28 protein-coding genes are annotated in these 25,849 nt (G+C 59.6%); all 28 read right to left on the bottom strand.

Annotated features, from left to right (window positions below):
- The 28 genes from trmFO to trpS all read right to left on the bottom strand — a co-directional run bounded on the left by trmFO (position 1) and on the right by trpS (position 25,848).
- Positions 1–1,428 (bottom strand): methylenetetrahydrofolate--tRNA-(uracil(54)-C(5))-methyltransferase (FADH(2)-oxidizing) TrmFO, encoded by a 1,428-nt coding sequence (gene trmFO, locus AC04P6_RS07820; protein ID WP_475566062.1) that lies wholly within the window; start codon positions 1,426–1,428, stop codon positions 1–3.
- Between the two features lie 28 nt (positions 1,429–1,456).
- Positions 1,457–2,587 carry an Ldh family oxidoreductase gene (locus AC04P6_RS07815; protein WP_475566061.1) on the bottom strand — a complete coding sequence of 377 codons (1,131 nt, stop codon included), beginning with the start codon at positions 2,585–2,587 and terminating at the stop codon, positions 1,457–1,459.
- 101 nt (positions 2,588–2,688) lie between these two features.
- Positions 2,689–3,699, bottom strand: coding sequence for a DNA-processing protein DprA (gene dprA, locus AC04P6_RS07810; RefSeq protein WP_475566060.1), 1,011 nt, complete (start codon positions 3,697–3,699; stop codon positions 2,689–2,691).
- A complete protein-coding gene (locus tag AC04P6_RS07805) occupies positions 3,696–5,201 on the bottom strand; it encodes a YifB family Mg chelatase-like AAA ATPase (protein WP_475566059.1) in 1,506 nt (501 codons plus the stop codon). The genes dprA and AC04P6_RS07805 overlap by 4 nt, the downstream gene beginning before the upstream one ends.
- A 4-nt stretch (positions 5,202–5,205) precedes the next feature.
- Entirely contained in the window at positions 5,206–5,649 is a 444-nt protein-coding gene (locus AC04P6_RS07800) for a YraN family protein (protein WP_475566058.1), read from the bottom strand.
- A gap of 110 nt (positions 5,650–5,759) precedes the next feature.
- A complete protein-coding gene (locus tag AC04P6_RS07795) occupies positions 5,760–6,548 on the bottom strand; it encodes a ribonuclease HII (protein ID WP_475566057.1) in 789 nt (262 codons plus the stop codon).
- 69 nt (positions 6,549–6,617) lie between these two features.
- The gene (rplS, locus tag AC04P6_RS07790) at positions 6,618–6,962 is read right to left on the bottom strand and encodes a 50S ribosomal protein L19 (protein WP_475566056.1); all 345 of its coding nucleotides are present in this window, start codon (positions 6,960–6,962) and stop codon (positions 6,618–6,620) included.
- 189 nt (positions 6,963–7,151) lie between these two features.
- Positions 7,152–7,475, bottom strand: a complete 324-nt coding sequence (locus tag AC04P6_RS07785) for an AzlD domain-containing protein (RefSeq protein WP_475566055.1) — start codon at positions 7,473–7,475, stop codon at positions 7,152–7,154.
- The gene (locus tag AC04P6_RS07780; protein WP_475566054.1) at positions 7,462–8,157 is read right to left on the bottom strand and encodes an AzlC family ABC transporter permease; all 696 of its coding nucleotides are present in this window, start codon (positions 8,155–8,157) and stop codon (positions 7,462–7,464) included. Before AC04P6_RS07780 ends, AC04P6_RS07785 begins: the two co-directional genes overlap by 14 nt.
- 25 nt (positions 8,158–8,182) lie before the next feature.
- Positions 8,183–9,052, bottom strand: coding sequence for a reverse transcriptase-like protein (locus AC04P6_RS07775; protein ID WP_475566053.1), 870 nt, complete (start codon positions 9,050–9,052; stop codon positions 8,183–8,185).
- Positions 9,052–9,771 carry a zinc ribbon domain-containing protein gene (locus AC04P6_RS07770; RefSeq protein WP_475566052.1) on the bottom strand — a complete coding sequence of 240 codons (720 nt, stop codon included), beginning with the start codon at positions 9,769–9,771 and terminating at the stop codon, positions 9,052–9,054. Before AC04P6_RS07770 ends, AC04P6_RS07775 begins: the two co-directional genes overlap by 1 nt.
- 5 nt (positions 9,772–9,776) lie before the next feature.
- Positions 9,777–10,676: a Nif3-like dinuclear metal center hexameric protein gene (locus AC04P6_RS07765; RefSeq protein ID WP_475566051.1), complete on the bottom strand. Its 900-nt coding sequence runs from the start codon at positions 10,674–10,676 to the stop codon at positions 9,777–9,779.
- A 30-nt stretch (positions 10,677–10,706) separates the two neighbouring features.
- A complete protein-coding gene (locus AC04P6_RS07760; RefSeq protein ID WP_475566050.1) occupies positions 10,707–11,909 on the bottom strand; it encodes a cysteine desulfurase family protein in 1,203 nt (400 codons plus the stop codon).
- An 8-nt stretch (positions 11,910–11,917) separates the two neighbouring features.
- Positions 11,918–12,607, bottom strand: coding sequence for a ribulose-phosphate 3-epimerase (rpe, locus tag AC04P6_RS07755; RefSeq protein WP_475566049.1), 690 nt, complete (start codon positions 12,605–12,607; stop codon positions 11,918–11,920).
- 66 nt (positions 12,608–12,673) lie between these two features.
- A complete protein-coding gene (locus AC04P6_RS07750) occupies positions 12,674–13,141 on the bottom strand; it encodes a methylated-DNA--[protein]-cysteine S-methyltransferase (RefSeq protein WP_475566048.1) in 468 nt (155 codons plus the stop codon).
- Between the two features lie 6 nt (positions 13,142–13,147).
- Positions 13,148–14,152, bottom strand: a complete 1,005-nt coding sequence (locus tag AC04P6_RS07745; RefSeq protein WP_475566047.1) for an NAD(P)H-dependent glycerol-3-phosphate dehydrogenase — start codon at positions 14,150–14,152, stop codon at positions 13,148–13,150.
- Between the two features lie 7 nt (positions 14,153–14,159).
- Positions 14,160–14,804: a glycerol-3-phosphate 1-O-acyltransferase PlsY gene (plsY, locus tag AC04P6_RS07740; RefSeq protein WP_475566046.1), complete on the bottom strand. Its 645-nt coding sequence runs from the start codon at positions 14,802–14,804 to the stop codon at positions 14,160–14,162.
- Between the two features lie 3 nt (positions 14,805–14,807).
- The gene (gene der / locus AC04P6_RS07735) at positions 14,808–16,124 is read right to left on the bottom strand and encodes a ribosome biogenesis GTPase Der (protein WP_475566045.1); all 1,317 of its coding nucleotides are present in this window, start codon (positions 16,122–16,124) and stop codon (positions 14,808–14,810) included.
- A gap of 45 nt (positions 16,125–16,169) precedes the next feature.
- Positions 16,170–17,528 carry a DUF512 domain-containing protein gene (locus AC04P6_RS07730; protein WP_475566044.1) on the bottom strand — a complete coding sequence of 453 codons (1,359 nt, stop codon included), beginning with the start codon at positions 17,526–17,528 and terminating at the stop codon, positions 16,170–16,172.
- On the bottom strand, positions 17,521–18,366 hold the full coding sequence (gene ispH, locus AC04P6_RS07725) for a 4-hydroxy-3-methylbut-2-enyl diphosphate reductase (protein WP_475566043.1): 846 nt from the start codon (positions 18,364–18,366) through the stop codon (positions 17,521–17,523). The genes AC04P6_RS07730 and ispH overlap by 8 nt, the downstream gene beginning before the upstream one ends.
- Positions 18,367–18,368: 2 nt before the next feature.
- Positions 18,369–19,157, bottom strand: coding sequence for a lysophospholipid acyltransferase family protein (locus tag AC04P6_RS07720; protein ID WP_475566042.1), 789 nt, complete (start codon positions 19,155–19,157; stop codon positions 18,369–18,371).
- Positions 19,157–19,834 (bottom strand): (d)CMP kinase, encoded by a 678-nt coding sequence (gene cmk / locus AC04P6_RS07715; protein WP_475566041.1) that lies wholly within the window; start codon positions 19,832–19,834, stop codon positions 19,157–19,159. Before cmk ends, AC04P6_RS07720 begins: the two co-directional genes overlap by 1 nt.
- Positions 19,831–21,153, bottom strand: coding sequence for a 3-phosphoshikimate 1-carboxyvinyltransferase (gene aroA / locus AC04P6_RS07710; protein WP_475566040.1), 1,323 nt, complete (start codon positions 21,151–21,153; stop codon positions 19,831–19,833). Before aroA ends, cmk begins: the two co-directional genes overlap by 4 nt.
- Positions 21,154–21,156: 3 nt before the next feature.
- Complete coding sequence (locus AC04P6_RS07705; protein ID WP_475566039.1) at positions 21,157–22,293, bottom strand: prephenate dehydrogenase/arogenate dehydrogenase family protein; 1,137 nt, start codon at positions 22,291–22,293, stop codon at positions 21,157–21,159.
- A 49-nt stretch (positions 22,294–22,342) separates the two neighbouring features.
- A complete protein-coding gene (locus tag AC04P6_RS07700) occupies positions 22,343–23,065 on the bottom strand; it encodes a pseudouridine synthase (RefSeq protein ID WP_475566089.1) in 723 nt (240 codons plus the stop codon).
- A 59-nt stretch (positions 23,066–23,124) separates the two neighbouring features.
- The gene (scpB, locus tag AC04P6_RS07695; protein WP_475566038.1) at positions 23,125–23,892 is read right to left on the bottom strand and encodes an SMC-Scp complex subunit ScpB; all 768 of its coding nucleotides are present in this window, start codon (positions 23,890–23,892) and stop codon (positions 23,125–23,127) included.
- A gap of 2 nt (positions 23,893–23,894) precedes the next feature.
- Positions 23,895–24,689 (bottom strand): segregation and condensation protein A, encoded by a 795-nt coding sequence (locus AC04P6_RS07690; RefSeq protein ID WP_475566037.1) that lies wholly within the window; start codon positions 24,687–24,689, stop codon positions 23,895–23,897.
- A gap of 10 nt (positions 24,690–24,699) precedes the next feature.
- Positions 24,700–25,848 (bottom strand): tryptophan--tRNA ligase, encoded by a 1,149-nt coding sequence (gene trpS / locus AC04P6_RS07685; protein WP_475566036.1) that lies wholly within the window; start codon positions 25,846–25,848, stop codon positions 24,700–24,702.
- Position 25,849 lies beyond the last annotated feature (1 nt).

The following is a 25,849-nucleotide window of genomic DNA, read 5'->3' as shown; positions in this document are numbered from 1 at the left end:
TTACGAGTTTGCCTCTTCATCGGGCATTACCGATACTGCGTCGCGCAAAGGCACGCCTGCGGCACGTAACTGCTCGCAATACGACACGAGCGCACCGCGGCCGCGTTCGGCATAGGCCGCATAGCGCTCGCCCTTATTCCTGATGCGCTGCTGGAACGGCGGCATGATACCGAAGTTCACGTGCATGGGCTGATAATCGGCCGTTTCCGGATTGCATGCATAGGCAAGCAGCGCACCGAAGGCCGTATCCCCCGGCATCGGAACGAACGGGATGCCCGCGAGCGCCATATACGCGGAGAGAGCCGCATGCAGACCCGAGCGGATTGCCTCGCAATAGCCCTCGGTGCCCGCAACCTGGCCCGCCATGAACAGCGGCACCGAAAGCGGGTTTGACGTAACGCGCAGGGACGCATCGAGGATGCGCGGCGCATCGACGAACGTGTTGCGATGCATTACGCCGTAGCGCACGAACTCAGCGTTCTCCAAGCCAGGGATGAGGCGGAACACGCGTTTTTGTTCGGGAAACGTGAGGTTCGTCTGAAAACCCACGAGGTTGAAGCTCTGACCGTGCGCGTCTTCGGCGCGAAGCTGAAGCGCCGCCCAGGGGCGACGGCCCGTTCGGGGGTCGGTGAGCCCGACGGGCTTCAGCGGGCCGAAACGAGGCGCGTCGAAGCCCTTGCGTGCGATTTCCTCGATGGGCTGGCACGCCTGGAAGAGGTCACGCGACTCGAACTCGCGCATAATGACGCGCTCGGCGTTCACGAGTTCGTGGGCGAAGCGCTCGTATTCCTCCTTCGAAAACGGAGCGTTCAGGTAATCACCCACGCCCTCTTCGTAGCGGCTCTGCCTAAACACGCAGTTCATATCAAGCGAATCGGCCAGCACGATGGGAGCGGCGGCATCGTAGAACGCGAGCGTATCCTCTCCCGTGATGCCGCACAGCCAGGCGGCAAGCGCATCGGAGGTGAGGGGGCCGGAAGCCAGGATGACGGCATTGGAGCCGCAACCCAAAGGCTCTTCACTGCCCGAAACGAGCACCGAGCCATCTTCGTTGATGGAAACGACCTCACCGCGCACTACCGTGATGCGCTCGTTCCCCCGAACGGCGTCGGTTACCGCGGCCGAAAAGTCTTCGCGGTTTACGGCAAGCGCCCCACCTGCGGCAACCTTATTCCGAAGCGCGGCTTCGTATACGAACGAGCCAAGCGATGCGAGCTCGGACTTCAGCATGCCGGCCGCGCTATCGGGCTTCATGCTCTTGAGCGAATTCGAGCACACCAGCTCGGCGCATGCATCGCCCGTGTGCACGGGCGTGGTGCGCACGGGACGCTGCTCGAAGAGCGTAACGTTGCAGCCCAGGTGGGAAAGGTACAGAGCGGCCTCGCTTCCCGCAAGGCCCGCTCCGATGATGTTGACGCTATATGCCATCTACGCGACTACCGTTCAGCCGAAGATCTTAGTAATTGCCGGAGAAGAACGTGCTGTCCTTCGGCAGTTCGTAGCCAGGGAAATACGAGGCGAAATCGAGCTCGAGGTAATTGCAGAGGTTGGCGATTTCCACCATGGTGCCGTCGTTAACGGGAATGCCGTTTTCGCGGCGTTCCTGCTCGGCGAGTACTTCCTTTTCGCCGTGCGTGTAAATGCGCTCGGCGCCTTCTGCCTTCGGAGCGTTGCGAAGCTCTTCCATGAACTCGGAGAGATGCGCGCGAATAGCATCGGGGTCGCCAAAGTACGCAGGGTTGATGGCCATGAAACCGTGGCAGATGCCCGTCTTGTCTTCGAACGTGCAGCAGGAGCTGGAGAAAACGCCCATGGACAGGATGGAGCTGAAAAGTTCGCATACCATGCCATAGCCGTAGCCCTTGTGGCTGCCCAGCTTTTCGGTGTTTCCGCCGAGGGGCATGATGCCGCCACCATTCTTCTCGACGATGTTCTTCAGCACGCGAGGAGCTTCCGAGCAGGGGTTGCCATTCTCGTCGAGCGCCCAACCTGCGGGAAGGGCCTCGCCGCGCTTGTTGTAGATTTCCAGCTTGCCGCGCGTAACAACCGAGGTGGAGCTATCGAACCAGAACGGATACGGATCGGCCGGCATGGCGATGGCGATGGGGTTCGAGCCGAGCATGGCCTTGCGCGCGAACGTGGGAACCATGATGGCCTCGGAGTTCGTGCAGCTGAAGCCCATCAGGCCTTCGTCGACGGCCATCTTCGCGTAATAGCCCGCAATGCCGTAGTGGTTCGAATTGCGAACGCTGACGATGCCAACGCCCGACTGCTTGGCCTTCTCGATGGCCTTGGTCATAGCGAAATGGGAAACGAGCTGGCCCATGCCATTATGACCATCGATAACTGCCGAGATGGGCGTATCGAACACGACTTCGGGCTTCTCCTGAGGATGGATGGTTCCCTTTTCGATGCCCTTGTGGTAGCGCACCATGCGCTGCATGCCATGGCTTTCGATGCCGAACAGGTCGGCCGTCAGCAGGACGTCCTTGATGATGTCGCCGTCTTCCTTCGAGAAGCCGAATGCGGAGAACACATCCCCGCAAAAGCGATCGAGCGTATCGAAACTCCACTTCACGTAACCCATAGCGCACCTTTCGCGTATTTGAATTCAGTGGCCACATTATACGGCCGCCCCATGCGGGAACGCTCGCAAATGAAAACTCTACGTGAAGTGAATACACCACGCTAAAGCGCATCTACGCGACTGGGGCCATACCGACCATCTGGATAGCGCGCCACCAGCCCGTCGCGCTCGAGCTCCGCCACGCGCCGTTGCACGCGTGCTCGCATGTCGCATGCAGTGCCGCTCTTCCCCGCCATGACGCGAATAAGCTTATCCATACGCATGGGCTCGGCACGTAACGAATCGAATACGGGATCGCTGCTGCGCGCCTTACGATGCGTGGGCGATGCGGATAACGGACCAGGCGAATCGGGATATCGAAGCACGCCAAACGAAGACGCAAGGTAGTCTTCGAACGACTCGGCGTCAACGATGGGAGTTGCGCCCTGGTACAGAAGGCGATTGGACCCCGCCGAAGTTGGCGAGCTAATGGCTCCGGGCACCACGAGCACGTCGCGATTAGCGCCGAGCGCTTCGTCGGCCGTGGAAAACGTTCCCGAAGGCAGCCCGGCCTCAACGATGAGCGTCGCGCGTGCAAGCCCCGCAATAAGCCTGTTGCGCAGGCGAAACGCATAAGGCACAGCGGGAAAATCCCACGGCTGCTCAGATAGTACGGCGCCACCTGCATCGATGATGCGCTGAAAGAGACGGTAATTGCGTGCGGGATAGATTTGATCGCACCCGCCGCCCAGCACGGCAACCGTAAGGGCCCCTTCGCGCAAAGCGGCTTCATGGGCTCGCGAGTCGCATCCCAATGCGCCACCCGACACGATGGTGACGCCCGCCCGCGCTGCTAGCCCACCAAAAAGGTCGACGCATGCCAGCCCATACGGCGTGGCCTTCCGCGCTCCCACAATGGCAAGCCCGTCCGACAGGGCTTCGACATTGCCAATTACGTACAGCTCGTCCGGCGGATTCGGAATGGAGCGAAGTTGCGCAGGAAAGCGACTATCGCACGAAGCGAGCACCGTGCGCTCGCCCACAAGCTTGGGGCCTTTGTAGCCACCGAACCCCAAACGCCTTTGCTCACGTACGGCATCGGCTCGCGTAGGGGCGGTAAACGTATCTTTCATGCGGCGACCCCTATCTGCGCACGAACGCGCAAGCTGAACGATTCGGCAATGTGATCGCAGGTCACACGCTCGCTCTGTTCGATATCGGCAATCGTGCGCGCAACGGAGAGCACGCGCATAATGCCACGCCCCGAAAGCACATGCGCCTCGGCCATGCCCTTGAAGAAGCGCTCGGCTTCCCCATTCATCATGCAAACGCGCATCATGTCGTGGGTGGAGAGGATGATGGGCGTGTCGCTTCGCTTCCACCGCTCGAAGGCAAATGCGCGACCAGCTTCGACGCCCTCGCGCAATGTATTCGAATCGAGGTTCGACCCCGATGACACGACGTCGTCGAACTCGCTACGCCATACATCGAGACAGATGTCGATACGATCGATAAGCGGACCGCCTATTCGATTCTGGTAGTCGCTCACGCGCGACGGCGAGCATGTGCATTCAACCTTCTCGTCGCCGTAGTACCCGCAGGGGCACGGATTGCTTGCCGCAACGAGCATGAACTTTGCAGGCAGATCGACGTTGCCATTTGCGCGCGTGATGGTGATAACGCCCGACTCGAGCGGCTGGCGAATCGACTGCAATACATGACCAGAGAATTCCCCCAGCTCATCCAGAAACAGAACGCCATTATGAGCCAGCGTGAGCTCTCCGGGCCTAACGGGCTTTCCACCCCCAACCAAGCCAGCCATGGTAGCGGAATGATGCGGCGCGCGAAAGGGGCGCACGCCACGCAAGATCGAAGAGACGTCTTCGCCCGCAACGGAGTGCACGCAAGCGGTCTCCATGATTTCACGCTCGCTGAGTGGCGGCAAAATGCTGGGCAGACGCGATGCGAGCATCGTCTTTCCCGAGCCGGGCGGCCCCATGAGCAACACGCCATGATTGCCCGTCGCGGCGATTTGCATGGCGCGTTTCTCGAGCACATGACCACCGATGTCGGCATAATCGGGCAAATTGCCCGCAGGCGCCCCAAGCGTGCGCGAAGGATGCTCGAATTCACCCGTGGCAAACGACGTAAGATGCTTCGCCACCACTACCCCATCGCAGGAGTTCTCGGGGAAAACAGCTTCGTCGGAAGCGGCGCAAAGAAGCTCGAGATTCATCTCACGCGCGCATAGAAGATACGCGAGCAGGCCCGGGACGGCACGAATCCCGCCCTCAAGCGACAACTCGCCCACGATGAGCGCACGCTCGAATGGGGCCGCACGTATCTGCCCCGTTGCGGCCAGCAACGCCACGGCAATGGGCAAATCGAACCCCGACCCCGTTTTCCGAAGCGATCCGGGCGCCAAGTTCACCACGACCTTTTCGCGTGGCATCGTGAAACCGCAGGCCTTGATGGCCGAGCGAATGCGTTCACGTGCTTCTTGAATGGCCGCATCAGGCATGCCAACGATGGAAAACCCGGGAATGCCGCTGGTTATGGCCACTTCAACCGATACGGGCACTGCCTTCACGCCAACGATAGTGGCGCTTTGCACCGTGCATTGTTTCCGCGCCATGCCATCACTCGCTATCGCGCCCGTAGGCGTTCCGATGGTAACGCAGAAACGCACGGTTATTGTCGCCCACGAGAATCGAGATGATATCGAAATAGATAGCAAGGTCGTCCTCGATATCGCTATCGCAGATATAGATTTCGGCCATGCGCTCGTATTTCTGGCGCTTCTTCTCGTCGACGGCTTCCGCTGGAAAACCCCTGCGCTCGCTCATGCGCGTCTTCACCTCAACGAAATGCAAGCCATCTTCGTCGAGGGCGATAATATCGGCCTCACCTGCGGGACATCGCCAATTGCGTTCGATTACCCTGCACCCGCGATGCTCAAGATACGCCGCGGCGGCGTCCTCGCCTTTCTTCCCCAGCTCGAAGTTATGCCCCGATGTGCGCTCGGCATCTGCACTCGATTCGGTTCCGCCATACACATGGCTGACGCTATTCGTCCTGTCCATAGGACCCCCTTTCTATTGGGGTCAACCTTACGGATAGGCTCTAACGAATCGATGCGACATTAGTCGCATCAGAGTCGCACGGAAGTCGCAGATTGAATGCAGAAAAGCCGCTAGAAGAGCGAGTCCTGCACAAACGACGTGCAGAACGAGGCGCGATGGATGGGCGTAAGGCCGAAACGCTTGATTGCCTCGATATGATTCGCCGAGCCGTAGCCCTTATTGCCATCGAAGCCGTACTCGGGAAACTCCTTCGCGTACTCCACCATGAGCGCATCACGTTCGACCTTGGCGATGATCGACGCAGCCGAAATGCTCGCGCAACGGGCATCGCCCTTCACCACGTTCACTTCACGCTCGTCCAAATGCAGCGCATTGCCATCTAGAAGCACCACGTCAACCGCTACGCCAGCGCCCTCGACCGCGCGTACGGCGGCGGAAAACGCAGCACGCAACGAAGCGGTCATGCCATTCTCGTCGATATCACGCGGTTGGATATGCTGGATGGACCAAGCAATGGCCTGGTCCTTAATCTGGGCCGCAAGTTCCTCGCGGCGCTGCGGCGTAAGCTGCTTGGAATCATTCAGCCCGTAGATGATTGGCTCGGGCGGAAGCACGACCGCCCCAACGGTGAGCGGACCCGCAAGGGGGCCTCGCCCAACCTCGTCGAGGCCTACGAGCACCCCACCAGACGCAAGCTCGCTCTGAAAGGCGTACATGTCCTCGACGCGTTCCCGTTCCGCACGTTCGGCTTCAATACGACGACGCGCGCTCGCCAGAGCACGTTGCACGGTTTTGCGCCCATCGGCGGCAAGCGAACGCTCGAGCGTGGCGAGCTCCGATGCGTCGGCAACGCGAAGACGCTCGACGATATCCTGTGCGGTATGGAAATAATGCTTCATCAATGCACCCTTACATAAAAGAAGGGGCCTGCAAGCAGGCCCCTTTGTATCATTCCGATGGCTGTAAGCCTAGAATGCCTTTTCCTTGATCTTGGCAGCTTTGCCAACCTTGTCACGCAGGTAGTACAGCTTGGCGCGACGAACATCGCCATGACGCACAACCTCGATCTTGTCGATCTTGGGAGAGTGCACGGGGAACGTACGCTCGACACCGATGGAGAAGCTAATCTTGCGGACCGTGAAGGTCTCGCGGCTGCTTGCACCATGACGACGGATAACGTCGCCCTGGAAAACCTGGATACGCTCGCGGTTACCCTCGGTAATGCGATAGTGCACCTTTACGGTATCGCCCACATGAAACTCAGGAAGATCCTGCTTGATTTGCTGCTGTTCAATAGCGCGAATGATATCCATTGTTCATTGTCCTTCTATTTTTGCAATTCAAAACTGAATGTCCGGTAAAGACGCGATTGAAAAGTATAACGCCCAGACCGTAGTTCTGCAAGAAGCAGTTTATGGTTATGAAGGTTTTGGGAGCTGGACTTATCTCCCAGCGCTTCGACCGCCCCAACGGTTTGAAACTAGCGGCACCACACACGCTGCTTACAGCAGAGTAAGTATCGCATATACGGCAACGCCAGCGAGGGCACACCATATCAACGAGCGGGTTTTCCACGCAACCACCACGACAACCGCGGCGCTAAGCAGGGGCAGAGCGCCTTGCCAGACTCCCCCATCGAACATCGTAGGAGACAGCAGGTCGTTCGCCACGAGGGCTGCAAACGCGGCAGGCGGAATGAGGAACAGCGCCGTCTGCACGTTACGCGGCAGATCGCGGCCCTTCAAGGCGAAGATGGGAACGCAGCGGCACAGCAGGATCGCAACGAGGCACAGACCGTAAATGAAGAAGAAATCAGACCAGCTCACGATGACCCCCGAACCTACGGAACAGCATGCCGCAGACAACGCCCAGGCAAGCACCAAGAAGAATCGCGGCTCCGGCAAGGCCGATTAGCTTGAAGAAGAACACGCCTGCAAACGCGGTTACCACCACGACGACGTTCGTACGGTCGAATTTCTGCGTTACGAGCAGGCAAATGAAAATTGACGTCATGGCGAACGACGCGATAGCCGTGGGAATGGAAAGCGCATCGCCGATGAGGACGCCCACCGCATTGGAAATGGCCCACGTGAACATGCAGAGGAAGTTGACGAGCGTGGCCTGCGCGGGACGCCAGACACCCTGCCTGAACAGCCCCATGTTCACTCCGAAGCTCTCGTCGGTAACCGTAGCCGAAAAGAGGAACGTGAGCCATTTGCGTACGCCCGAGAAATACGGCGCGAACGCCGTGGAGTAGAGCATCTGCCTCGTGTTCACGAAGGAAACGGATGCCACGATGGCGGAGATGGGATTGCCCGCAAGCCACATGCTGGAAACCATGAACTGGCCCGCACCCGAATAGAACGTGATGCTCACGATGAACGCCATGAGGGCATTGAGGCCCACCGAGCTTTCCATGATGCCGCACGGCACGCCAATGCCAACATACCCGGCCATAACGGGCAAGGCCGCCTTGAATGCGCTCTTGAATGTCTCTTTAGTAACCATAGTTGGCAAGTATAGCCATTGCCCACTAGGGGCGATATACGATTTTGGCTCCTATAGCCGAAGACCATATACCGACCTCATCAAGCTGAACGCGATCCGGAAGCGCAGGGTCGAGGCGCCAGAATATCACGCGAGCCAAATGTTCCATCGTAGCCGGAAGAGCATCGAAGGGTTCCTGGCGCGAAAGATCGGCTCCGTCGAGCCCATCGATAACGTCTGCGAGCATCTGGCGAATGGTGCCCAGCGAATAGACGCGCCCCTGCGCATCGAGCGTATCGGCGGAAACGCGCGCCTCGACGCTCCAGGCAACGGGTTCGCCCGTAGGCGTGACCTGCTCGAAGCGACTCTTTATCGTGAGCTCGTAATACCCGCCCTTATACAGGTACGAAGCGTCGGAATCGAACACCGTTTCGGTGGAGCGTTCAGATTCATCGCGCACCTGGAACAGCGTATCCTGCCCAGCATCGAGCGGCACGGTATACGTGCCGCTATGCGAACGCGTATCAAGCGCTTCGCCTGCGAGCTCGTTCAGCGTATGGTTCTCGACGCGCCTGATGCGCGTGATGGAAAACGTGTCGAACTGGGAAGCAAGATGCGACGCCTTGCGATAAAGCGGCACCAAATCGGCGGTTTTCACCTTCAGCGCACCGCCCATCTGCAAGGCGACGAGCTGGCTGTCGCAACGCACGTTCACCGCGGTGATGCCGCTTTCCAGGGCGTTCTGCATGCCCCAGATGAGCGCCATGTACGCGGCGATGTTGTTCGTGGCGTCGCCCAAGTACCAGGCACCATGCGAAACCCTGCTACCCGATTCGGAAAGCAGGGCGTATGCGCAGGCCGAAGGGCCAGGGTTGCCGTGAGAGGCGCCGTCTATGTAGAGTACGCCGGCAGTCACTAGTCGATGAGAAGCAGACGACGGCAATGGGGGCACTGCGAGATGGGCGCATCGCGCTTGATCTGCAGGAGCCTGTTGGCTTCGATGACGTTACGGCAAGCGGAGCAACGCGTGTCGTCGAGCTTGGCGAGCGCAACGCCCCCGCAGCGCTCGAGTGCCGCTTCGTACGTGGCCAGGAGCTTGGCATTCACGAGCTTCACCTGAGAGGCACGCTCGGAATCGGCCTGGGCGATTTCATTCTGAAGGCGAGCGGTTTCCGCGCGGAACTGCTCGGTGAGCTTCGTTTCCTGCGAGGAAAGCGTGGCGACGACCTTGCCAGCCTGCTCGGCGACGGCACGAATTTCCTCGATCTTCTTGTCGAGTTTTCCCATTTCGAACTCGAGCGTCTCGCGGCGCTTGCGCATGCCGTCGAGGTCGCGCGTAAGCGAGGTGACGCTGCGGTAGTCGCCCTGCACCTCGTTGATCTTGGCCTGCGTTTCCCTCTGCTTGCCTTCCAGCTGCTCATCCTCTTCGGAATAGCGGTTCATCTGCTCTTCGGCCTTGGCGAGAATGGCTTCCACCTGAGCGCGCTTGGCATCGGCCTGGGTGCGCTTATGGCGAATCTCGACGATTTTCTTCCCATGAGGAAGCGATTCGATTTCGAGACGGGCGCGCAGACGGCGGCGATCGATATCCTGCAGGGATTCGAGTGCTTGAATCTGTTCAGCTGTTGCCTGCATGCTTCCTACTTTCTCACCGCTTCGGGTGTTAGCCAATTGTTGTTCTGGTCGATAATGTGCATGGCTTCGCGGGCCATGCCGATTTCCTCGAGGGCATCGGCGAGCACGAGGCAGAGCGGCAATTCGCTCACGTCATGCCCAAGCTCGATGATTCCCAACCCCGCTTCGGCAGCGGGAAGAGCGTCATGATAGCGTATCTCGCCGCAAATGAGCACATCGTAGCCACGTTCAACACATAACGGGGCCAAAACTCCCTGCGAACCCGTGCAGGTGACCACCGATTGAACCGGCTTGTCGAAATCGCCCCATACACGTGGGATGCGCCCGAACACGGATACGCAGCGCGCGGCGAGCGTGCGAAGCGTCATGCCCGATTCATCGGGAGCGCACAGATGGCCGTATCCGCGTTTCAGCTCTGGATACACAACGTCGACGATGCCGCCGAACGAGAGGCCGAGCATGGAGGACAGAAGTTCGGGAACACGCGGATTCACGTCGAGGGCGGTGTGGAAGTTCATGAGCGCCACGCCGCATCGGGCGGCTTCGAACACAACGGACCCAGGCGACATGGCGCCGGAGGAAGCCGAGGTGAACGATTCGGGCGGATCTATGAAAACGGGGTGATGCGTGAGGAGCAGCTGGCATCCATTCACCTGCGCTTCGCGCACGGCGGAAATCGTGGGATCGAGCGCAATTGCCACACGTGTGACCTGCGCTGACGGATCGCCTACAAGCAGCCCCATCTTGTCCCAGGATTCAGCTTGGCTACGCGGAAACATGGCGAGGAGCGCATGCTCTATCTGCCCCACCGTAAACGTGGCAGACTCGGGAGCCCTAAGCGTCTCGGCGTGGACGGGCGCCAGATCGCAGGGTGCGTTGTCTCGACTATGGCTTCTTTCGACCATTAGCATCAACCCCCTAATGCACGCAATATTCTAACGCTTATTCCAATTCACCACACGGTCAAAGGTCGCAAGGGCGCGCTGCACGTCTTCGGTGGTCGTGAAAGCGCCAATGCTGAAGCGAAGGCTGCCCAGGGCCAGGTCGCGTTCGATGCCAATCGTCTTCAAGACGCGACTGGGTTCGAGCGAATGCGAGCTGCACGCGGAACCACCCGAAAGCGAGACGCCCTCGCGGTCGAAGCGGAGGATGAGCGTTTCGCTCTCGAAGCCGCGCACGCACACGTTAGCGATGTTGGGCAGGAAGCGCGTATCTCCCTCACGGCACTGAACCGTTTGCACCACCTGGGGATACTCCATAAGCCCACGATAGAGCATATCGCGCAGCCCGCGCTGGCGAGCCACTTCGTCATTGATCTTCTGAGCGTCGGAGCAAAACGCCTTCATGGCCGCCGCGAATCCCACCACGCCGGCGACATTTTGCGTGCCGCTGCGAAGACCCGACTCCTGGCCACCGCCAAAGAGAATGGGCTGGCACGGCACGCCATGCTTCAGGTACAGCGCGCCCACGCCCTTGGGGCCGCATACCTTATGCGACGAGAAGCTCATCGCATCGACGCCCAGTTCCCTAACCGAAACGGGCATCTTGCCAAGCGCCTGCGTGGCATCGGTATGGAAGAGCGCGCCGCAATTGTGCGCGACTTCCGCGAGCTCTGCGATGGGCTGGATGGAACCGATTTCGTTGTTGGCAAGCATAACCGACACGAGGAACGTATCAGGGCGAAGGTTCGCCTTCAGGTCATCGACGGAAATGAAACCATTGGCATCAGGCTTCAGGTACGACACGTCGATGCCAATGCGCTCGAGCATATGGGCCGTTTGATGCACGGCATCGTGCTCGATGGCGGAAACGACGACGTGACCGCGCACTCCCGTGCGGCCCTCTTGCTTGTACTGGGAATACTTCTTGTGTGCGATTCCCATGAGCGCGAGGTTGTCGGATTCCGTAGCGCCGCTCATGAACGTGATTTCGTCGGGGCGGGCGCCAATGCAGCGTGCAACGATGTCACGAGATTCCTCGAGCGCAGCGAACGCGGCCCTTCCCTCGGAATGAAGCGAATTGGCGTTTGCGCCAACTGCGATATTGCCCGGGCCACCAAGCATATACGGCTCCATGGCCTTCTGCGCTTCGACGCAGAGAGGAGCGGTTGCAGCCCAATCCATGTACACGCGATCCATTGTTGCTCCTAACGTGCGTTCGTAGCCGCAGTGCGAATATCGGAAATTGCCGCCGCTCGGTCGGGCGCCTTAAAGACGCCATTGCCCGCAACGAGGACATCGGCGCCGGCAGCCGCCACGAGCGCAGCGGTGGTGGGGTTAATGCCCCCGTCTACCTGGATAAGGGGGCTTGCTCCAGCCTCGTTCGCGATTGCGACGAGCTGACGAATGCGATCGGGGGTTTCGGGAATGAACGATTGACCGGAAAAGCCCGGGAATACGCTCATGACCAGCACCATATCCCAAAGGTCGATGGTTTCGGCAAGTACCGAGATATCGGTATCGGGCTTGAGCGCGATACCGGCTTTCGAGCCAGCATCGTGAATGAGCTGCGCAGCCGCACGAGCATCGTCGTTAGGATGCTCGGTGTCGAACGACTCCCAATGCACGGTCACGATTTCTGGCTTGCCCTGGAGGAACCAGGGAAGCTGGATGAGCGGGTTCGAAATCATCAGGTGAACGTCGAGGGGCATATCGGTGATGCGCGCGAGCTGCTGCGCAACGGGAACGCCAATGGTGAGGTTCGGGACGAAGTGCCCGTCCATCACGTCGACGTGGACCCAATCCGCGCCGCCTGCCTCGATTGAATCGATTTCCGATTGTAGGTTCATGAAATCGGATGAGAGAATTGAAGGCGATACGCGAACCGATTCGAACATGCTAGACCTTTCAACTGGCACGAATGGCTAATTCCAAGTTCCCCGATTGTAACGCCCAGGAATCGACTAGGCGTATTCTTGTTCTAAATTGAGCAGGAATTCCTTGATAGCGAGCCCGCCGGCGTAACCAACGAGCTTTCCGTTCGATCCGATGACGCGATGACATGGGATGAGCACGGGGATTGGGTTGGCGTTCGCAGCCATGCCGCACGCGCGATGGGCTCCCGGCCTGCCAGCGGAAGCGGCAACGTCGGAATACGAGCGCGTTTGCCCGTAGGGAATCATCGAAATGGCATGCCACACCGATTCGCGGAACTCGCTCCCCTGAGCGCACAAGGGCACCGTGAACACGCGCCTTTTCCCGGCAAAGTATTCCTGCAGTTCATTCGCGGCTTTGTTGGTAAGCGCCGTGGGGGCCTCTTCCCCATCGAGCGAAACCACGCCGAAGGCCAGCCGCGTGATGGCGTTGCCGTCAGACGCAAGCGTGATATGCCCAATGGGCGTGTTGTATGCGAAATACGTATCGCGCGGCATGAGTCGTTAGCCCAGGCCGTAGAACTCTTGCTTGAGGGGGCGATCCTTCAGCGACGCACCCACGACACGCGGGTCGGCACCATCCCAGATAACCTGGCGCACCGCTTCGGTGATGGGAAGGTCGACGCCAGCCTTCTTGGCGAGGGGCAGAAGCGTCTGGCACGCGTAGGCGCCTTCGACGACCATGTGCGTTTCGTTGGTGAACTGCTCGAGCGTGCCACCGCGTGCGACCATTTCGCCGAATCGACGGTTGCGCGAATGCTGAGACGTGCACGTGGCAATGAGGTCGCCCGTGCCAGCCAGGCCCATGCAGGTGATGGCTTCGCCGCCGAGAGCGTTCACGAGGCGGCTCATCTCGGCCAAGCCGCGCGTCATGAGCAAGGAAGCCGTGTTATCGCCATAGCCCAGGCCGAAGGACATGCCCACGGCAAGCGCGATGACGTTCTTGGCGGCGGCGCAGATTTCCACGCCCACCACGTCGGTGCAGGTGTACGTGCGGAACATGTCGTTCGCAAACGCACCCTGCAGGAATTTGGCCACCTCTTCCGACTTAGATGCGATAACGGTGGCGGAAGGCATGCCGCGAATGACCTCTTCGGCATGATTGGGACCAGAGAGAACGGCGAAACGTTCGGAATTGCCCATTTCCTGCTCGAAAATCTGCACCGGGAGCAGACCGCTTTCGGCCTCGACGCCCTTGCTGCAGATAACGATGGGAAGCGTATCGCTCGCAATGGGGGCAAGCGCGCGGGCGACGCCACGCAGGAGCTTGGAAGGCGTGACGATGGCCACGGCATCGGCGTTGTACAGGCAATCGCGATACCCAACGGTGGCAACGATATTGCGCGAGAGCTCGATATCGCTGAAATACCGGGGGTTCACATGATCGCAGTTGATGGAGGAAACGACCTCGGGTCTACGCGCCCAGATATTGACGTTCTGGCCGTTCTGGCCGAGCATCTGGGCAATGGCAGTGCCCCAGGAACCTGCACCTATAACGCCGATTTTCATAACGAGCTTACTCCCCCTTCTTGCTGCCTATGCGGTTTTCGGTACCTTCACGCAAACGGGAAATGTTCTGGCGATGCGCCCACACGACGAGAATGCCCACGAGCGCACAAGCGATGGCAGCGAACCAATCGCCCCAGAACACGTAAAAAGACATGAACGGGCAGATAACCGCAGCGGTAATGGAACCCGCTGAGATGTACTTCGTGAACACGACCACGAGGATGAACGCGGCCAACTCGATGAGCGCGGGCACGGGGCCAAACACGAAAAAGAGCGCACCAACGGAAACGGCAATGCCCTTGCCGCCATGGAAGCCAAGCCACGGCGAGAACACATGGCCGAGACATCCGCCCACGAGGGCCATCGCCATGGCGTCGCCGGTGGTGAACATGCCTTCGCTCGTTGCGAACAACGACGTGACGACCATTGCAAACAAGCCCGCAAGCAGGCCTTTTCCAAAGTCCATCACGAAGACGAGGTATCCGCCCTTCTTACCGAACGCGCGGATGGCGTTCGTGGTGCCGATATTGCCCGAACCTACTTCGCGAATATCGACGTGGTAAATGCATTTGCCGATGATGACACCGCTGGGAAGCGACCCGAGCAGAAAGGAAACGGCCAATACGACAATAAGTACGAGTGGCGACTGCAAGGGTTAATCCTTCCGTTTGAACTTGATGCGTACAGGGGTGCCAGTGAAATCGAACGAGCGACGGAGGCGATTCTCGAGGTAACGCTCGTAATTGTCGGTGACGATTTCGGGATGGTTGGCGAAGAACGTAATCTGCGGAGGGCACGTTGCCGTCTGCGTAGCGTACTTAAGCTTCAGGAGCTTCTTGCCCTGCGAGATGCTATGACCGAAGTCGCGGATTTCGGCAAGCCAGTTATTGAGGGCGCTCGTGGACACGCGCGCGTTATAGCCAGCGTACGCCTTATCGATCATTTCCCAGATGCGATGCGTGTTCTTGCCCGTAAGCGCGGAAACGGCGATGACGGGAGCATACGAGACGAACTGGAGGCGTTCGGCCACCTGATCGCGCACGCGCTCCTTCGCTTCGGAACCCTCCACGATATCCCACTTGTTCAGGACGATGACCATGGCGCAGCCACGTTCGGCGGCAAAGCCGGCGATGCGCTGATCCTGGTCGGTGAGGCCCAGGGTGCCGTCGACCATGAGGAGCACGACCTCGGCGCGATCGATGGCGCGCATGGAGCGCACGAAGCCATAGTACTCGACATCTTCGTCGATCTGGCTCTTGCGGCGCAGACCAGCCGTATCGACGAGGCGATAGGCCTTGCCCTCATGATGCACGAGCGTATCGATAGCATCGCGCGTGGTGCCCGCGACGTCGCTGACGATGGAGCGATCGTTCTGGGAGAGCATGTTGGTGATGGACGACTTGCCCGCGTTAGGGCGGCCAATGATGGCCACGTTGATGGCCTCTTCGGCATTGGGGTCGAAGCGCTCGGGAGCCTCGCGAAGGAGCTTCACGGTTTCATCGAGCAGATCGCCGGTGCCGGTGCCATGCAGCGCCGATACGGGCCAGGGATCGCCCAGACCCAGATTGTAGAACTCGTAGATTGCGTCGAGGTTGCCCGGGTCGTCGATTTTGTTCACGACGAGAAGCACGGGCACGTTGGCCTTGCGCAGGCTACGCGCGACTTCCTCGTCGTCGGCGTTGATGCCCGTCTTTCCATCGACCACGAACAAGATGACGTCGCACTCGTTCGCGGCGGTGAAAGCCTGATTGCGGATAGAAGTCTGAAATGCGTCTTCGTCGCCCATTTCGATACCGCCGGTATCGATGAGCGTGAAGCTTTCGCCATTCCAATCGGCCTCGTGATACGAACGATCGCGCGTGACGCCACGCATGGAATGGACGATTGCGTCATCTGCCTGGGCAATGCGATTCACGAACGTGGATTTGCCCACATTCGGACGGCCAACTACGGCCACCAGATGTTTTGCCATTATTCCGCCTTTCGCTTGGAAGCGTTTGCGAGAAACCCCTAATCCCTACGCCAGCTTGCGGCAGGCTGAAGCGATTTGGGGAAGAAATTCCGATGCTACGCAGGATACCACATGGATATGCAGGCCCGACGAGCCCTCCATATCGCCCACGGTCATATCATCAAGCGTAACGCTGTCGGCGTTCAGTATCACCTTGGGCAACGCCGCGAACGCGTAGTCGCCCGACGCCGAAGCGCGCTCCAGCGCCGGCGCGATATCGCACCCGCAGAGGAGCCCCGTGACATCCACGTTGCCGCCAAAGTACTCATTCTTCACGTACAAGGGCTCGAGCAGTCCCTTCAGAGGGCTGCGCTCGATAAGGGGCGTAAAGAATTCACGCTGGGCGCATCCGCATACGAACAGCACCTTCTTACCCGATGCACGTATGGCCTCGGCGCACTCGCGCTGAGCATCCTCGCACGCAAGCCAATCGTCCACGAACGACCGGACGATGCCGATGCCGTCTTCGAACAAATCGAACTCGCCATAGAACTCCGCCGGCGGCAGATGGTCGAGCAAATCGTCGCGATGGGCGTTGCGGTAGAACTCGTCGGAGCAAAACACCCAGGCATCGGAGCGCTCTTCCATCGCGCGAAGCTGAAACGGCTCGATGCAATCGATGACGTTCTGCGCCATGGCGGCATCGTTGAAACTGAACTCGAACGAAGTCTGATGCTTGGTAAACCCAAGGGGCACGATGCCCACGGAAAGAATGCCAGGGTGCGCATACGCCCATTCGAGCGTCTTGCGAAGCTCTTCCCCATCGTTCACGTCAGGCATGAGCACGATCTGGGCATGCAGCTGAATTCCCGCCTCAAGAAGGTGCTCGGCTACGTCGATGCCGCGTTGAGCGTGGCGGCCAATCACATCCAGGCGCACTTCGGGAGTGATCGCATGGAGCGAGAACCTGAGCGGCGAAATGTACTGCTCGATAATGCGCTCTTCGTCTTCGGGCTTCACATTGGTGAACGTGACGAACGTGCCCTGCAGGAAGCTAAGACGATAGTCGTCGTCGCGCAGCGTGAGCGTATCGCGTGCATCCTCGGGCAGCTGGCGCATGAAGCAGAACTTGCAGGCATTGCGGCACAGCATCAGATCGTCGAAGATGGCCTTGGTGAAGTCGAAACCCCACGATTCGCCCTCGTCGCGCTCCAGTACGACCGTGCCCTGGTCGCCGTCGGTATCGATATACGTAAGCTCGATCTCGTAGTCGTCGGTATACCAGCGCCAATCGATGGCGTCGCGAATGGGAAAGCCATCGACGGCAAGAATGCCACAACCAGGCGTGAACCCAGCGTCATCGGCCGGCGACCCGGGAGCGACGTCCTTGATCCAAGCAATAGGTGTCGTATTCGAGTTACGCATCGAATCCTTCCGAAAGAACGTGTACCACGTCCTGAATGATATCGTCGGGCGTAGAGGCGCCCGCGGTTACGCCAACACGTTCGCAACCCGCGAAATCGTCGCGGTTAAGCTCGTCAACGGTTTCGATGTGGAACGTACGCGGCGCAATGGCCGAGCATATTTCGTAGAGGCGCGTGGTGTTCGACGAGTTGTGTCCGCCAATAACAACCATCGCATCGACATTTGCCGCAAGTTCCTCGGCCGCGCTCTGACGCGTGCTCGTGGCATTGCAGATCGTATCTTCGAGAACGTATTCCAGGCTGCGCGCATCGAGCTCGGCGAGCACGTCGTCGAGCATGGCGCGTCGCTGCGTGGTTTGCACCACGACGCCGATGGGGCCCTCTAAATCAGCGGGAAGCTCGCTTGCATCGCAAGCCACCACGACGCGGTCGCCAGCGCTTTCCGCCCAGGCGCGCAGACCTTCCACTTCGGGATGGCTCTTCTCGCCCACCACCACTACGGTGCGGCCCTCTTCGGCAAGCTCCTTGGCGGCACGCTGCGCGCGAAGCACGTGAGGACACGTGGCATCGATAATCTCGACACCGCGCTCCTCGATCTCGGAACGCACCTGAGGCGTGACGCCATGGCTGCGAATGATGACGCAGTCGCTGACGATTTCAGCTGGACTATGGGCAACCCCCACGCCAGCGTCGGCCAAACGGTCGACGACCTGGGGATTATGAATGAGAGGACCGAGCGTCTGCGTTGAACGACCCGACTCGGAAGCGCGCTCGGCAAGGCGCAATGCACGCTTCACGCCATAGCAGGCGCCGGCACATGATGCGGTGATGACTTCCATGCTTACCCCCGAACAGGATGCTCTGCGAACACCTGACTGTAATCCTTCGTCTCGGGAAAGAGCTCCACCATATCGATTTCCTCGGCGGGAACGTCATGCTGGAGCGCGAAGCTTTCGCGCATGACGTACCAGACGGCACCTTCGAGCCTGTCTTCCTTGGGAAGGAAGTCGAACGCCTTCACGTCGATGGGCTCGCCAAAGAGAACATGCACGCGCGGGAAGCGAATGAGCTCTCCCTTGCGCTTGATGTTCTCGACATTGCGCACGGCCGTGGGCACCAAGGGAGCCTTCCCCATGCGCGCGATGAGAGCCGCGCCGGCATGCAGCGACGGCGTGTTCTCGCTCTTGCCGCGGCGCGTTCCCTCGGGGAAAATGCCGACGACTTCCTTGTTGCGAAGCATGCGCGTAGCGCGCTTGACGCTCGTTCGGTCGGCAGAATCCCTGGTTACGGGGAAAGCGCCCACGCGGGCGATAATCTGAGCTCCTACCTGGGACCCCGTGAACAGGTTGTCACGCGCCATGAAGCGCACCCACTGACTGGGACGCACGGCCACGTACAGAAACGCCACATCGAGGAACGACGTATGCGTAGAGCAAAGGCACAGGCCCTGCTTGCCACGTGCCTCACGCAGGTTTTCCCTGCCATGCACCTTGAAGCGGAAGGCAACCTTCAGCACCAGGCCCACGATGACATAGCAGATATTGCCGCACCAATGGGGAATCTCACGTTCGGTATTCTCCCCGCCAAGGGGACGATCCCACATTTCCTCGAGCGTAAGGAACAACTTCATTAGCAAACCGCCTTGCTGTGCGCCATTTCGCAAATCGTGGAAACGACGTCGTTGATGGGAAGAGAACTGGAATCGATGAGCACCGCATCGGAAGCGGGCTTCAGCGGCGATGCCTCACGAGAGGAATCGATGCTATCGCGCTTTTTAATGTCGGCAAGCACTTCGTCGTAGTCGGTTGAGCCGATTCCGCGCGACTTGTTCTGGCGCAACCTGCGTAGCGCACGCTGCTCGTCACTTGCGGTAAGGAACACCTTAACGTCGGCCTCGGGAAACACCGCAGTTCCGATATCGCGGCCCTCGACGACGAAATTACCCGAAGCGCCAATGCGACGCTGCTGCATGACCAGGGCTTCGCGCACGCAAGCATGAGCCGCTACCGCGCTGACGGATTTATCGATACGCGCCGTGCGGATATCGCGCGTGACGTTGATGCCGTCGATGAACACCTCGCTGGGCAAAGGGTCGCCGGGCGTGATGCCAAAGGAGATTTCCTTCGAACGCGCAATCTCGCCCAATGCGTCGGCATCGGAAAGCTCCGCGCCCTCACGCAGCGCATACCAGGCTATGGAGCGATACATCGCCCCCGTATCGAGACACGAATATCCAAGCTTCCGGGCAACTGCCTTGGAAACGGTAGATTTACCGGCGCCAGAGGGGCCGTCTATGGCAATAATCATCGGGCAAGCGCCTCCAGGCTTCCCAGGAACGTGGGGAAGCTGATCTTGATTGAGTCGAAATCAACGATGGTGACCGGCTTGTCGCCGCAAAGGCCAACAAGCGACCAAGTCATGGCCATGCGATGGTCTTTATGGGAATTGAACACGAGACCCTCGGGGGTCTTCAGGTCGGGCTGGCCCTCGATGTAGAGGTCGTCGCCCTCCACCCAGGCGTCGACGCCAAGCTGGGAAAGGCCGTCGATGGTCGCCTTCAGGCGATTCGCCTCTTTCACGCGAAGCTCGCCCACCTGGCGGAACACGGTAATGCCGCGCGCATGCGCCGCAACAAGAGCCAGAACGGGAATCTCGTCGATTACCGAGGCAATCTTGTCGGCGGGAATCTCGCAGCCCACGAGGTCATGCGTGTAACGTGCGGAAATAATGCCGTATGGCTCTTTGCCCGCGGCACCGAGCCCCTCGATGGACACGTTGGCGCCCATGCGCTCGAGCGTGCGCGTGAAGCCAATGCGACCGGCGTTCAGGCTGACGTTCTCAATCTGCACTTCGCTGCCGGGCTTCAAAAGCGCGGCGCACACGAGGAACGCTGCAGAAGAGGGATCGCCTGGAACGTTCACTTCGCATGCACGAAGCGTGCAGGGCCCCTTCACCGTGGCCACGCGCTCGGCAGCGGTGGTAACGGCGCCGTATTCGGGCAGCATGAGCTCGGTGTGATTACGCGAGATAGCGGGCTCGTTCAGAATCGTCTTGCCCGTAGCTCCCAGGCCGGCAAGAAGAACGGCGGTCTTCAGCTGGGCGGATGCCATGGGCGCATCGTATTCGATAGCGCGCAGGCTGCGCGATCCGTGAATGGTGATGGGCAGCGTTTCCCTGCCAGCTGGCGAGAACTGGGCACCCATCTTCATGAGCGGTGCGGTGATGCGACGCATGGGACGGCGGCAAAGAGACTCGTCGCCCGTAAGCTCGACTTCGATATCCCACGGCGCAAGTACGCCCATGAGCAGGCGCACCGTGGTACCGGAGTTGCCGCAGTCGATGGGGCCGCTGGGCTGCTTGGGGCCTTCGGCGCCCCAGCCCGTAATGCCACCGGAAAGGCTACCGTCGATCTGCTTTTCGAGGGCAACCGTTGCGCCAAGAGCCTGAACAGCGCGAATGGAGGAACGAACATCGCCCGAATCGAGCACGCCAGACACGCGCGAGGTGCCTTCGGCCATTGCGGAGAAGAGAACGGCTCGATGGGAAATTGACTTGTCGCCGGGAACCGTGGTGCTGCCATTCAGCGGTGCAGGCAGCGGATTGATGACGGTAGTTTGATCGCTCATGAGTTACTCCTTCACGCTCAAAGGAAGCAAGGATACGCGGAAGCCGGCATTGAGCAGCTCGATGGAAAGGCGACCGATATCCCCCTCGTCGGTAAGTATCATATCAAGAACCGCGGCGCTTGACGTTAGATGGTCGATTTCGATTGACTGAATGTTGCATCCGACCTTGCTGGCGATGGTGGTAACTTCGGCCACCATGCCCTTGCGATTTTCCATGGGGATGCGAACCTCCAGCAGGTTCTCGCTGTCGGGAAGCCACTTTTTGGGAATCGACCTGCGGATTTTCGCGGAATGATCGAGCAGGGCCGTGAGCTCCATGCGGTCGTCGTGCTCGAGCGCGGCGATAAAGCGGCCGATGATCTCGCTCATCTCCACCAAGCCGTCGTGCAGGGCCTTCTTGTTATCGAAGGCAATGCCGCTCCACAGCTCGGGGGAACCAGCGGCAATGCGCGTGGAATCCTTGAAGCCACCGGCGCACAGGCGGAACAGCGCCTTCTGATCGTCGGCGTGATTCGCGGCAAGCTCTACCAGGGAAGATGCCACAAAATGGGGCACATGGCTAACGATGGCGATGGCGCGGTCGTGATCTTCGCGCGGAAGCGAGATGACGCGGGCGCCCATGCCCGTAAGAAGCTCGTGAAGAGCAAGATAATCGTCGGCGGGAGTATCCTCATCGGGACAGACAATCCAGTGCGCACCTTCGAACAGGTCGACGCGCGCCCCTTCGATGCCATTCACTTCGGATCCGGCCATGGGGTGGCCGGGAATGAAACGGCTGATGTCGGGCAGGGCCTCGATGGCATCGGCACAGATGCGCGCCTTGGTAGAGGCGGTGTCGGTGATGATGCCCGTGTAGCCCCAGGAAACGAGGCGGTCGAAATACGAGCGGGCGACCGTGGCGGGAATCGCCAGAATGACCAGGTCACATTCGTTGCGAACAAAGGCCTCGAACGCTTCGCCATCGGGAAGAGACGCGCCGGTGACCCACCCCTTCTGCACGGCCGTGACGAGCGTGATCTCATCGGTATCGACGCCGAACACGCCGATGCTCTCGTCGAACTGACGAATTCGCGCGGCAATAGACGCGCCAATCAAACCCAAGCCCACAACGGCAATGTTCTTGTATCTGCTGGTATCCACCGGCAACCCCGCATTCACGACAGGTATGAAATTTCAGGACGTAATAGTATCACGCAAGACCAGCGGCGCGATATAAAGCCGCGGTCTCTTCATCGTCGAGCTTTCGCCATACCCCCTGAGGCAGGGAACCCGTTTCAATGGGGCCAAAGGAAACGCGATCGAGATGCTCGACAGGGTGTCCCACCGCCTTGCACATGCGCTTGACCTGATGCTTTCGCCCCTCGTGAATGGCAAGCGAAACGACGCAGCGCTTCTTGGATTTGGAAATGACCTCGATTTCGGCAGGCGCCGTCATGCCATCTTCGAGCATGATGCCATCGCGCAGCTGCTGAGCCTCTTCCTCGGTCATGACGCCGGAGACCGTGGCATGGTACACCTTGGTCACATGGTGGCTGGGATGGAGCAGGTTGTTCCCCAGCTCGCCATCGGTGGTGAAGAGCAAGAGCCCCGTGGTGTCCATATCCAAGCGCCCGATGGGATACAGGCCGGGATACTCGTCGCACGGCATGATGTCGGCCACGCAACGACGCCCACGATAATCCTTCATGGTGGTGATGATGCCGGAAGGCTTGTTCAATGCCAGAACCACATGGGAAGAACCCCAGGTCACCACTGCCCCATCGACGGCGACCTCATCTTCAAGCGGATCGACTTTGCTGCCCAGCTCGGTTACGACGACGCCGTTCACCTCAACGCGCCCTGCCGTAATGAGGCTTTCGGAACCACGACGACTTGCCACGCCGGCACGTGCGAGGAACTTCTGCAGTCGCATGGGAAACGCATGGTCCTCGATGCGCTCTTCCCAACCGATATCGCGAATATCAGACACGCTTACTCCTCGAATTCCAAATCGTCAAAATCAATCTTCTCGACGGCACCCGCGGCATCGGCTAACGCCCCCGCCATCATCTGGCGCATCGCATCGTCCATGCTTTCCTGACGACCCGACTCGCTGCGCTCGGGCGCTTCCTGTTGGGTCGCATCTTCCGAGGCAGCATCCTCACGAACCGGGGGAATATAACCACGCGTAGCGGAAAGGCGCGTGCGGATGAACTCGCGCGTCTCGTCATCGGGAGCGAATTCCGTGATATCGGGAAGATCCTTCAACGAACGCAGGCCGAACTTCTCAAGGAACGCCTGCGTGGTGCCATAGAGCATCGGATTGCCGGGCGCATCGGATGTTCCGACCTCTTTCACCAGGCCCTTTTCGATGAGCGAGTTGAGGGAGCTATCGGAGTTGACGCCACGCACGTCGGCAACGCCCGTACGCGTGACGGGCTGGGAATACGCTACGACGGCAAGCACCTCTAACGCCGCCTGCGAGAGCTTGCGCGTGTCCCAGGAAAGCACGTACGCCTCAAGCAGCTCGTGGAAAACGGGATGGGTGCACAAGCGCCACCCACCAGCAACCTCCGTAAGCTGAATCCCCTCTTCGTCTTCGAGCAAACGCGCGCGTAGTTCGACGCAAGCGCTTTCCACGGCAGACGGCTCGACCTGAAGCATATCGGCCATGGTGATAGTTGAAACGGGGCCATCGGTCACGAACAGCATCGCCTGAATAGCGCTGGTGAGCTGGGCTTCGCTCAATCCCTCAAACATGTCTATGCCTCCTGAACAACGCTGGTTAGGGCACCCTCGCCTTCGAGGAACAGCTCGCCCGAACCTTCGATGAAATCGATGTCGATATCGCCAAATGCCTCGGATTGACGCACCGTTACCATGCCGCGCTTATACAGCTCGAGGATGGCAAGGAACGTTACGACGATAACAGGCTTGCTGGCGCGATTGGAAAGAAGCTCGCTGAAACGGGCGTGCTTCTGATTGCGGATGCGCGTATGGATGGCGCGCACGTGAACCTCCACGGGAATGGGCTTCGCCGCGATATGCTCGCTTTCCAGCAAGAACGGATCGCGATGTCCCATGACCTGAGCGCAAAGGTACGCAAGCGAATCGAGCGTGACATCCTCGAGATAATCGGGCATGAGCGTGAGAAGGCTCTCGTCGGGCCCTGCGCTCCTGCGATGCAGGCGGAGCTCGGAATCGTATCGCGCGGAAAGCTCCGCTGCCGCATTCTTGAACTGGGTATACGCCAGAAGTCGCTTGACGAGCATGTCACGCGCTTCCATCGGGCCGATTTCCTCGTACTCTTCCACGAGGTTGTCCTTGGGCTTCGGTAGAAGCGCGGCGGCCTTGATCTCGAGCAACGTGGATGCCACGAGCAGAAAGTCGCTCGCGACATCCAAGTCGACGTTCTCCATATGGGAGACTTCCTCGAGATACTGGTCGGCGATTTCGGTGATGGAAATCGCGCCGATATCGACCCTTTGCCGGCTTACTAGGTAAAGAAGCAGGTCGAAGGGGCCTTCGAAGCTTTCTGTGCGTACGCGATACGACATCTAGCAGCGGCTACTCATCCACGCGGCGGTAGCGGAGCGCCTGCTCTTCCATAAGGGCGACATCGCGGAAGTAATTGATGCGCATGGCATCCTTCACTTCGGACAGCGTGTTTGCGGCGGCTTCGCGTGCAACTTCGCAACCAGCGGAAAGGATGTCGTATACCGCGGGGATATCCATCTCGAGCGCATGACGGCGTTCGCGGATGGGAGCAAGCGTATCCTCGAGAACGCGATTGAGGAACTTCTTGCACTTCACATCGCCCAGGCCTCCACGCTGGTAATGGGCCTTCAGCTCGTCGAGGTTAGCGTATTCCGGCCAGAACTCGGCGAAATGCTCGGGCTTGCTAAACGCATCGAGATACGTGAACACCGCATTGCCCTCGATCTTGCCCGGGTCGCTTACCTGCAGGTGACCGGGGTCGGTATACATGCTCTTGACTTTCTTGGCCACTTCCTCGGGCGTATCGGACAGGTAAATGCCATTGCCCAGCGACTTGCTCATCTTGGCCTTGCCATCGATACCGGGCAGGCGCTTGGCGGCCTCGCCCTGTGGAATGAGGGCTTCGGGCTCGATGAGCACGGGCGCGTACGTGCGATTGAACGAACGCACGATTTCGCGCGTCTGCTCGAGCATGGGAAGCTGGTCCTCGCCTACGGGAACCGTCGTAGCCTTGAACGCGGTGATGTCGGAAGCCTGGCTGATGGGATACGTGAAGAACCCTACCGGGATATCGGCATTGAACCCGCGCATCTGAATTTCGCTCTTCACCGTGGGATTGCGCTGGACGCGCGCCACGGTTACGAGGTTCATGTAGTACGCGGTGAGCTCGAAGAGCTCGGGAATCTGAGACTGAATGAAAATCGTGGTCTTAGCAGGGTCGATACCGCAAGACAGGTAGTCGAGCGCGACCTCGATGATGTTCTGGCGAACCTTTTCGGGGTTGTCGGCATTGTCGGTGAGCGCCTGGGCGTCGGCAATCATGATGAAGATGCGATCGAACTCGCCCGAATTCTGAAGACGCACGCGCTCACGCAGCGAGCCCACGTAGTGGCCCACATGCAAGCGGCCGGTGGGACGGTCGCCCGTGAGAATGATGCGCTCGCTGGGCTCAACGAACGTGCTGCTGTCCTGATTGTCTACGCAAAGTTCTTCCGACATG

This window comes from Denitrobacterium sp. (assembly GCF_056180635.1).
Note: the sequence above shows the minus strand (reverse complement) of the source record. Positions and strands in the feature narration are given on the sequence as shown.

What these genes read in the sequence shown, in the direction of transcription:
- scpB (WP_475566038.1), bottom strand. Translation starts at nt 23,892, where the DNA reads ATGTTTGAGGGATTGAGCGAAGCCCAGCTCACCAGCGCTATTCAGGCG.
- AC04P6_RS07780 (WP_475566054.1), bottom strand. Translation starts at nt 8,157, where the DNA reads ATGGTTACTAAAGAGACATTCAAGAGCGCATTCAAGGCGGCCTTGCCC.
- AC04P6_RS07700 (WP_475566089.1), bottom strand. Translation starts at nt 23,065, where the DNA reads ATGCGACTGCAGAAGTTCCTCGCACGTGCCGGCGTGGCAAGTCGTCGT.
- trpS (WP_475566036.1), bottom strand. Translation starts at nt 25,848, where the DNA reads ATGTCGGAAGAACTTTGCGTAGACAATCAGGACAGCAGCACGTTCGTT.
- AC04P6_RS07720 (WP_475566042.1), bottom strand. Translation starts at nt 19,157, where the DNA reads ATGAAGTTGTTCCTTACGCTCGAGGAAATGTGGGATCGTCCCCTTGGC.
- cmk (WP_475566041.1), bottom strand. Translation starts at nt 19,834, where the DNA reads ATGATTATTGCCATAGACGGCCCCTCTGGCGCCGGTAAATCTACCGTT.
- AC04P6_RS07795 (WP_475566057.1), bottom strand. Translation starts at nt 6,548, where the DNA reads ATGAAGCATTATTTCCATACCGCACAGGATATCGTCGAGCGTCTTCGC.
- AC04P6_RS07770 (WP_475566052.1), bottom strand. Translation starts at nt 9,771, where the DNA reads ATGCAGGCAACAGCTGAACAGATTCAAGCACTCGAATCCCTGCAGGAT.
- AC04P6_RS07690 (WP_475566037.1), bottom strand. Translation starts at nt 24,689, where the DNA reads ATGTCGTATCGCGTACGCACAGAAAGCTTCGAAGGCCCCTTCGACCTG.
- AC04P6_RS07750 (WP_475566048.1), bottom strand. Translation starts at nt 13,141, where the DNA reads ATGCCGCGCGATACGTATTTCGCATACAACACGCCCATTGGGCATATC.
- aroA (WP_475566040.1), bottom strand. Translation starts at nt 21,153, where the DNA reads ATGAGCGATCAAACTACCGTCATCAATCCGCTGCCTGCACCGCTGAAT.
- rplS (WP_475566056.1), bottom strand. Translation starts at nt 6,962, where the DNA reads ATGGATATCATTCGCGCTATTGAACAGCAGCAAATCAAGCAGGATCTT.
- AC04P6_RS07765 (WP_475566051.1), bottom strand. Translation starts at nt 10,676, where the DNA reads ATGGTCGAAAGAAGCCATAGTCGAGACAACGCACCCTGCGATCTGGCG.
- trmFO (WP_475566062.1), bottom strand. Translation starts at nt 1,428, where the DNA reads ATGGCATATAGCGTCAACATCATCGGAGCGGGCCTTGCGGGAAGCGAG.
- AC04P6_RS07760 (WP_475566050.1), bottom strand. Translation starts at nt 11,909, where the DNA reads ATGGATCGCGTGTACATGGATTGGGCTGCAACCGCTCCTCTCTGCGTC.
- ispH (WP_475566043.1), bottom strand. Translation starts at nt 18,366, where the DNA reads ATGGAAGTCATCACCGCATCATGTGCCGGCGCCTGCTATGGCGTGAAG.
- AC04P6_RS07805 (WP_475566059.1), bottom strand. Translation starts at nt 5,201, where the DNA reads ATGGCGCGGAAACAATGCACGGTGCAAAGCGCCACTATCGTTGGCGTG.
- der (WP_475566045.1), bottom strand. Translation starts at nt 16,124, where the DNA reads ATGGCAAAACATCTGGTGGCCGTAGTTGGCCGTCCGAATGTGGGCAAA.
- AC04P6_RS07800 (WP_475566058.1), bottom strand. Translation starts at nt 5,649, where the DNA reads ATGGACAGGACGAATAGCGTCAGCCATGTGTATGGCGGAACCGAATCG.
- AC04P6_RS07815 (WP_475566061.1), bottom strand. Translation starts at nt 2,587, where the DNA reads ATGGGTTACGTGAAGTGGAGTTTCGATACGCTCGATCGCTTTTGCGGG.
- AC04P6_RS07730 (WP_475566044.1), bottom strand. Translation starts at nt 17,528, where the DNA reads ATGCGTAACTCGAATACGACACCTATTGCTTGGATCAAGGACGTCGCT.
- dprA (WP_475566060.1), bottom strand. Translation starts at nt 3,699, where the DNA reads ATGAAAGATACGTTTACCGCCCCTACGCGAGCCGATGCCGTACGTGAG.
- AC04P6_RS07745 (WP_475566047.1), bottom strand. Translation starts at nt 14,152, where the DNA reads ATGAAAATCGGCGTTATAGGTGCAGGTTCCTGGGGCACTGCCATTGCC.
- rpe (WP_475566049.1), bottom strand. Translation starts at nt 12,607, where the DNA reads ATGTTCGAATCGGTTCGCGTATCGCCTTCAATTCTCTCATCCGATTTC.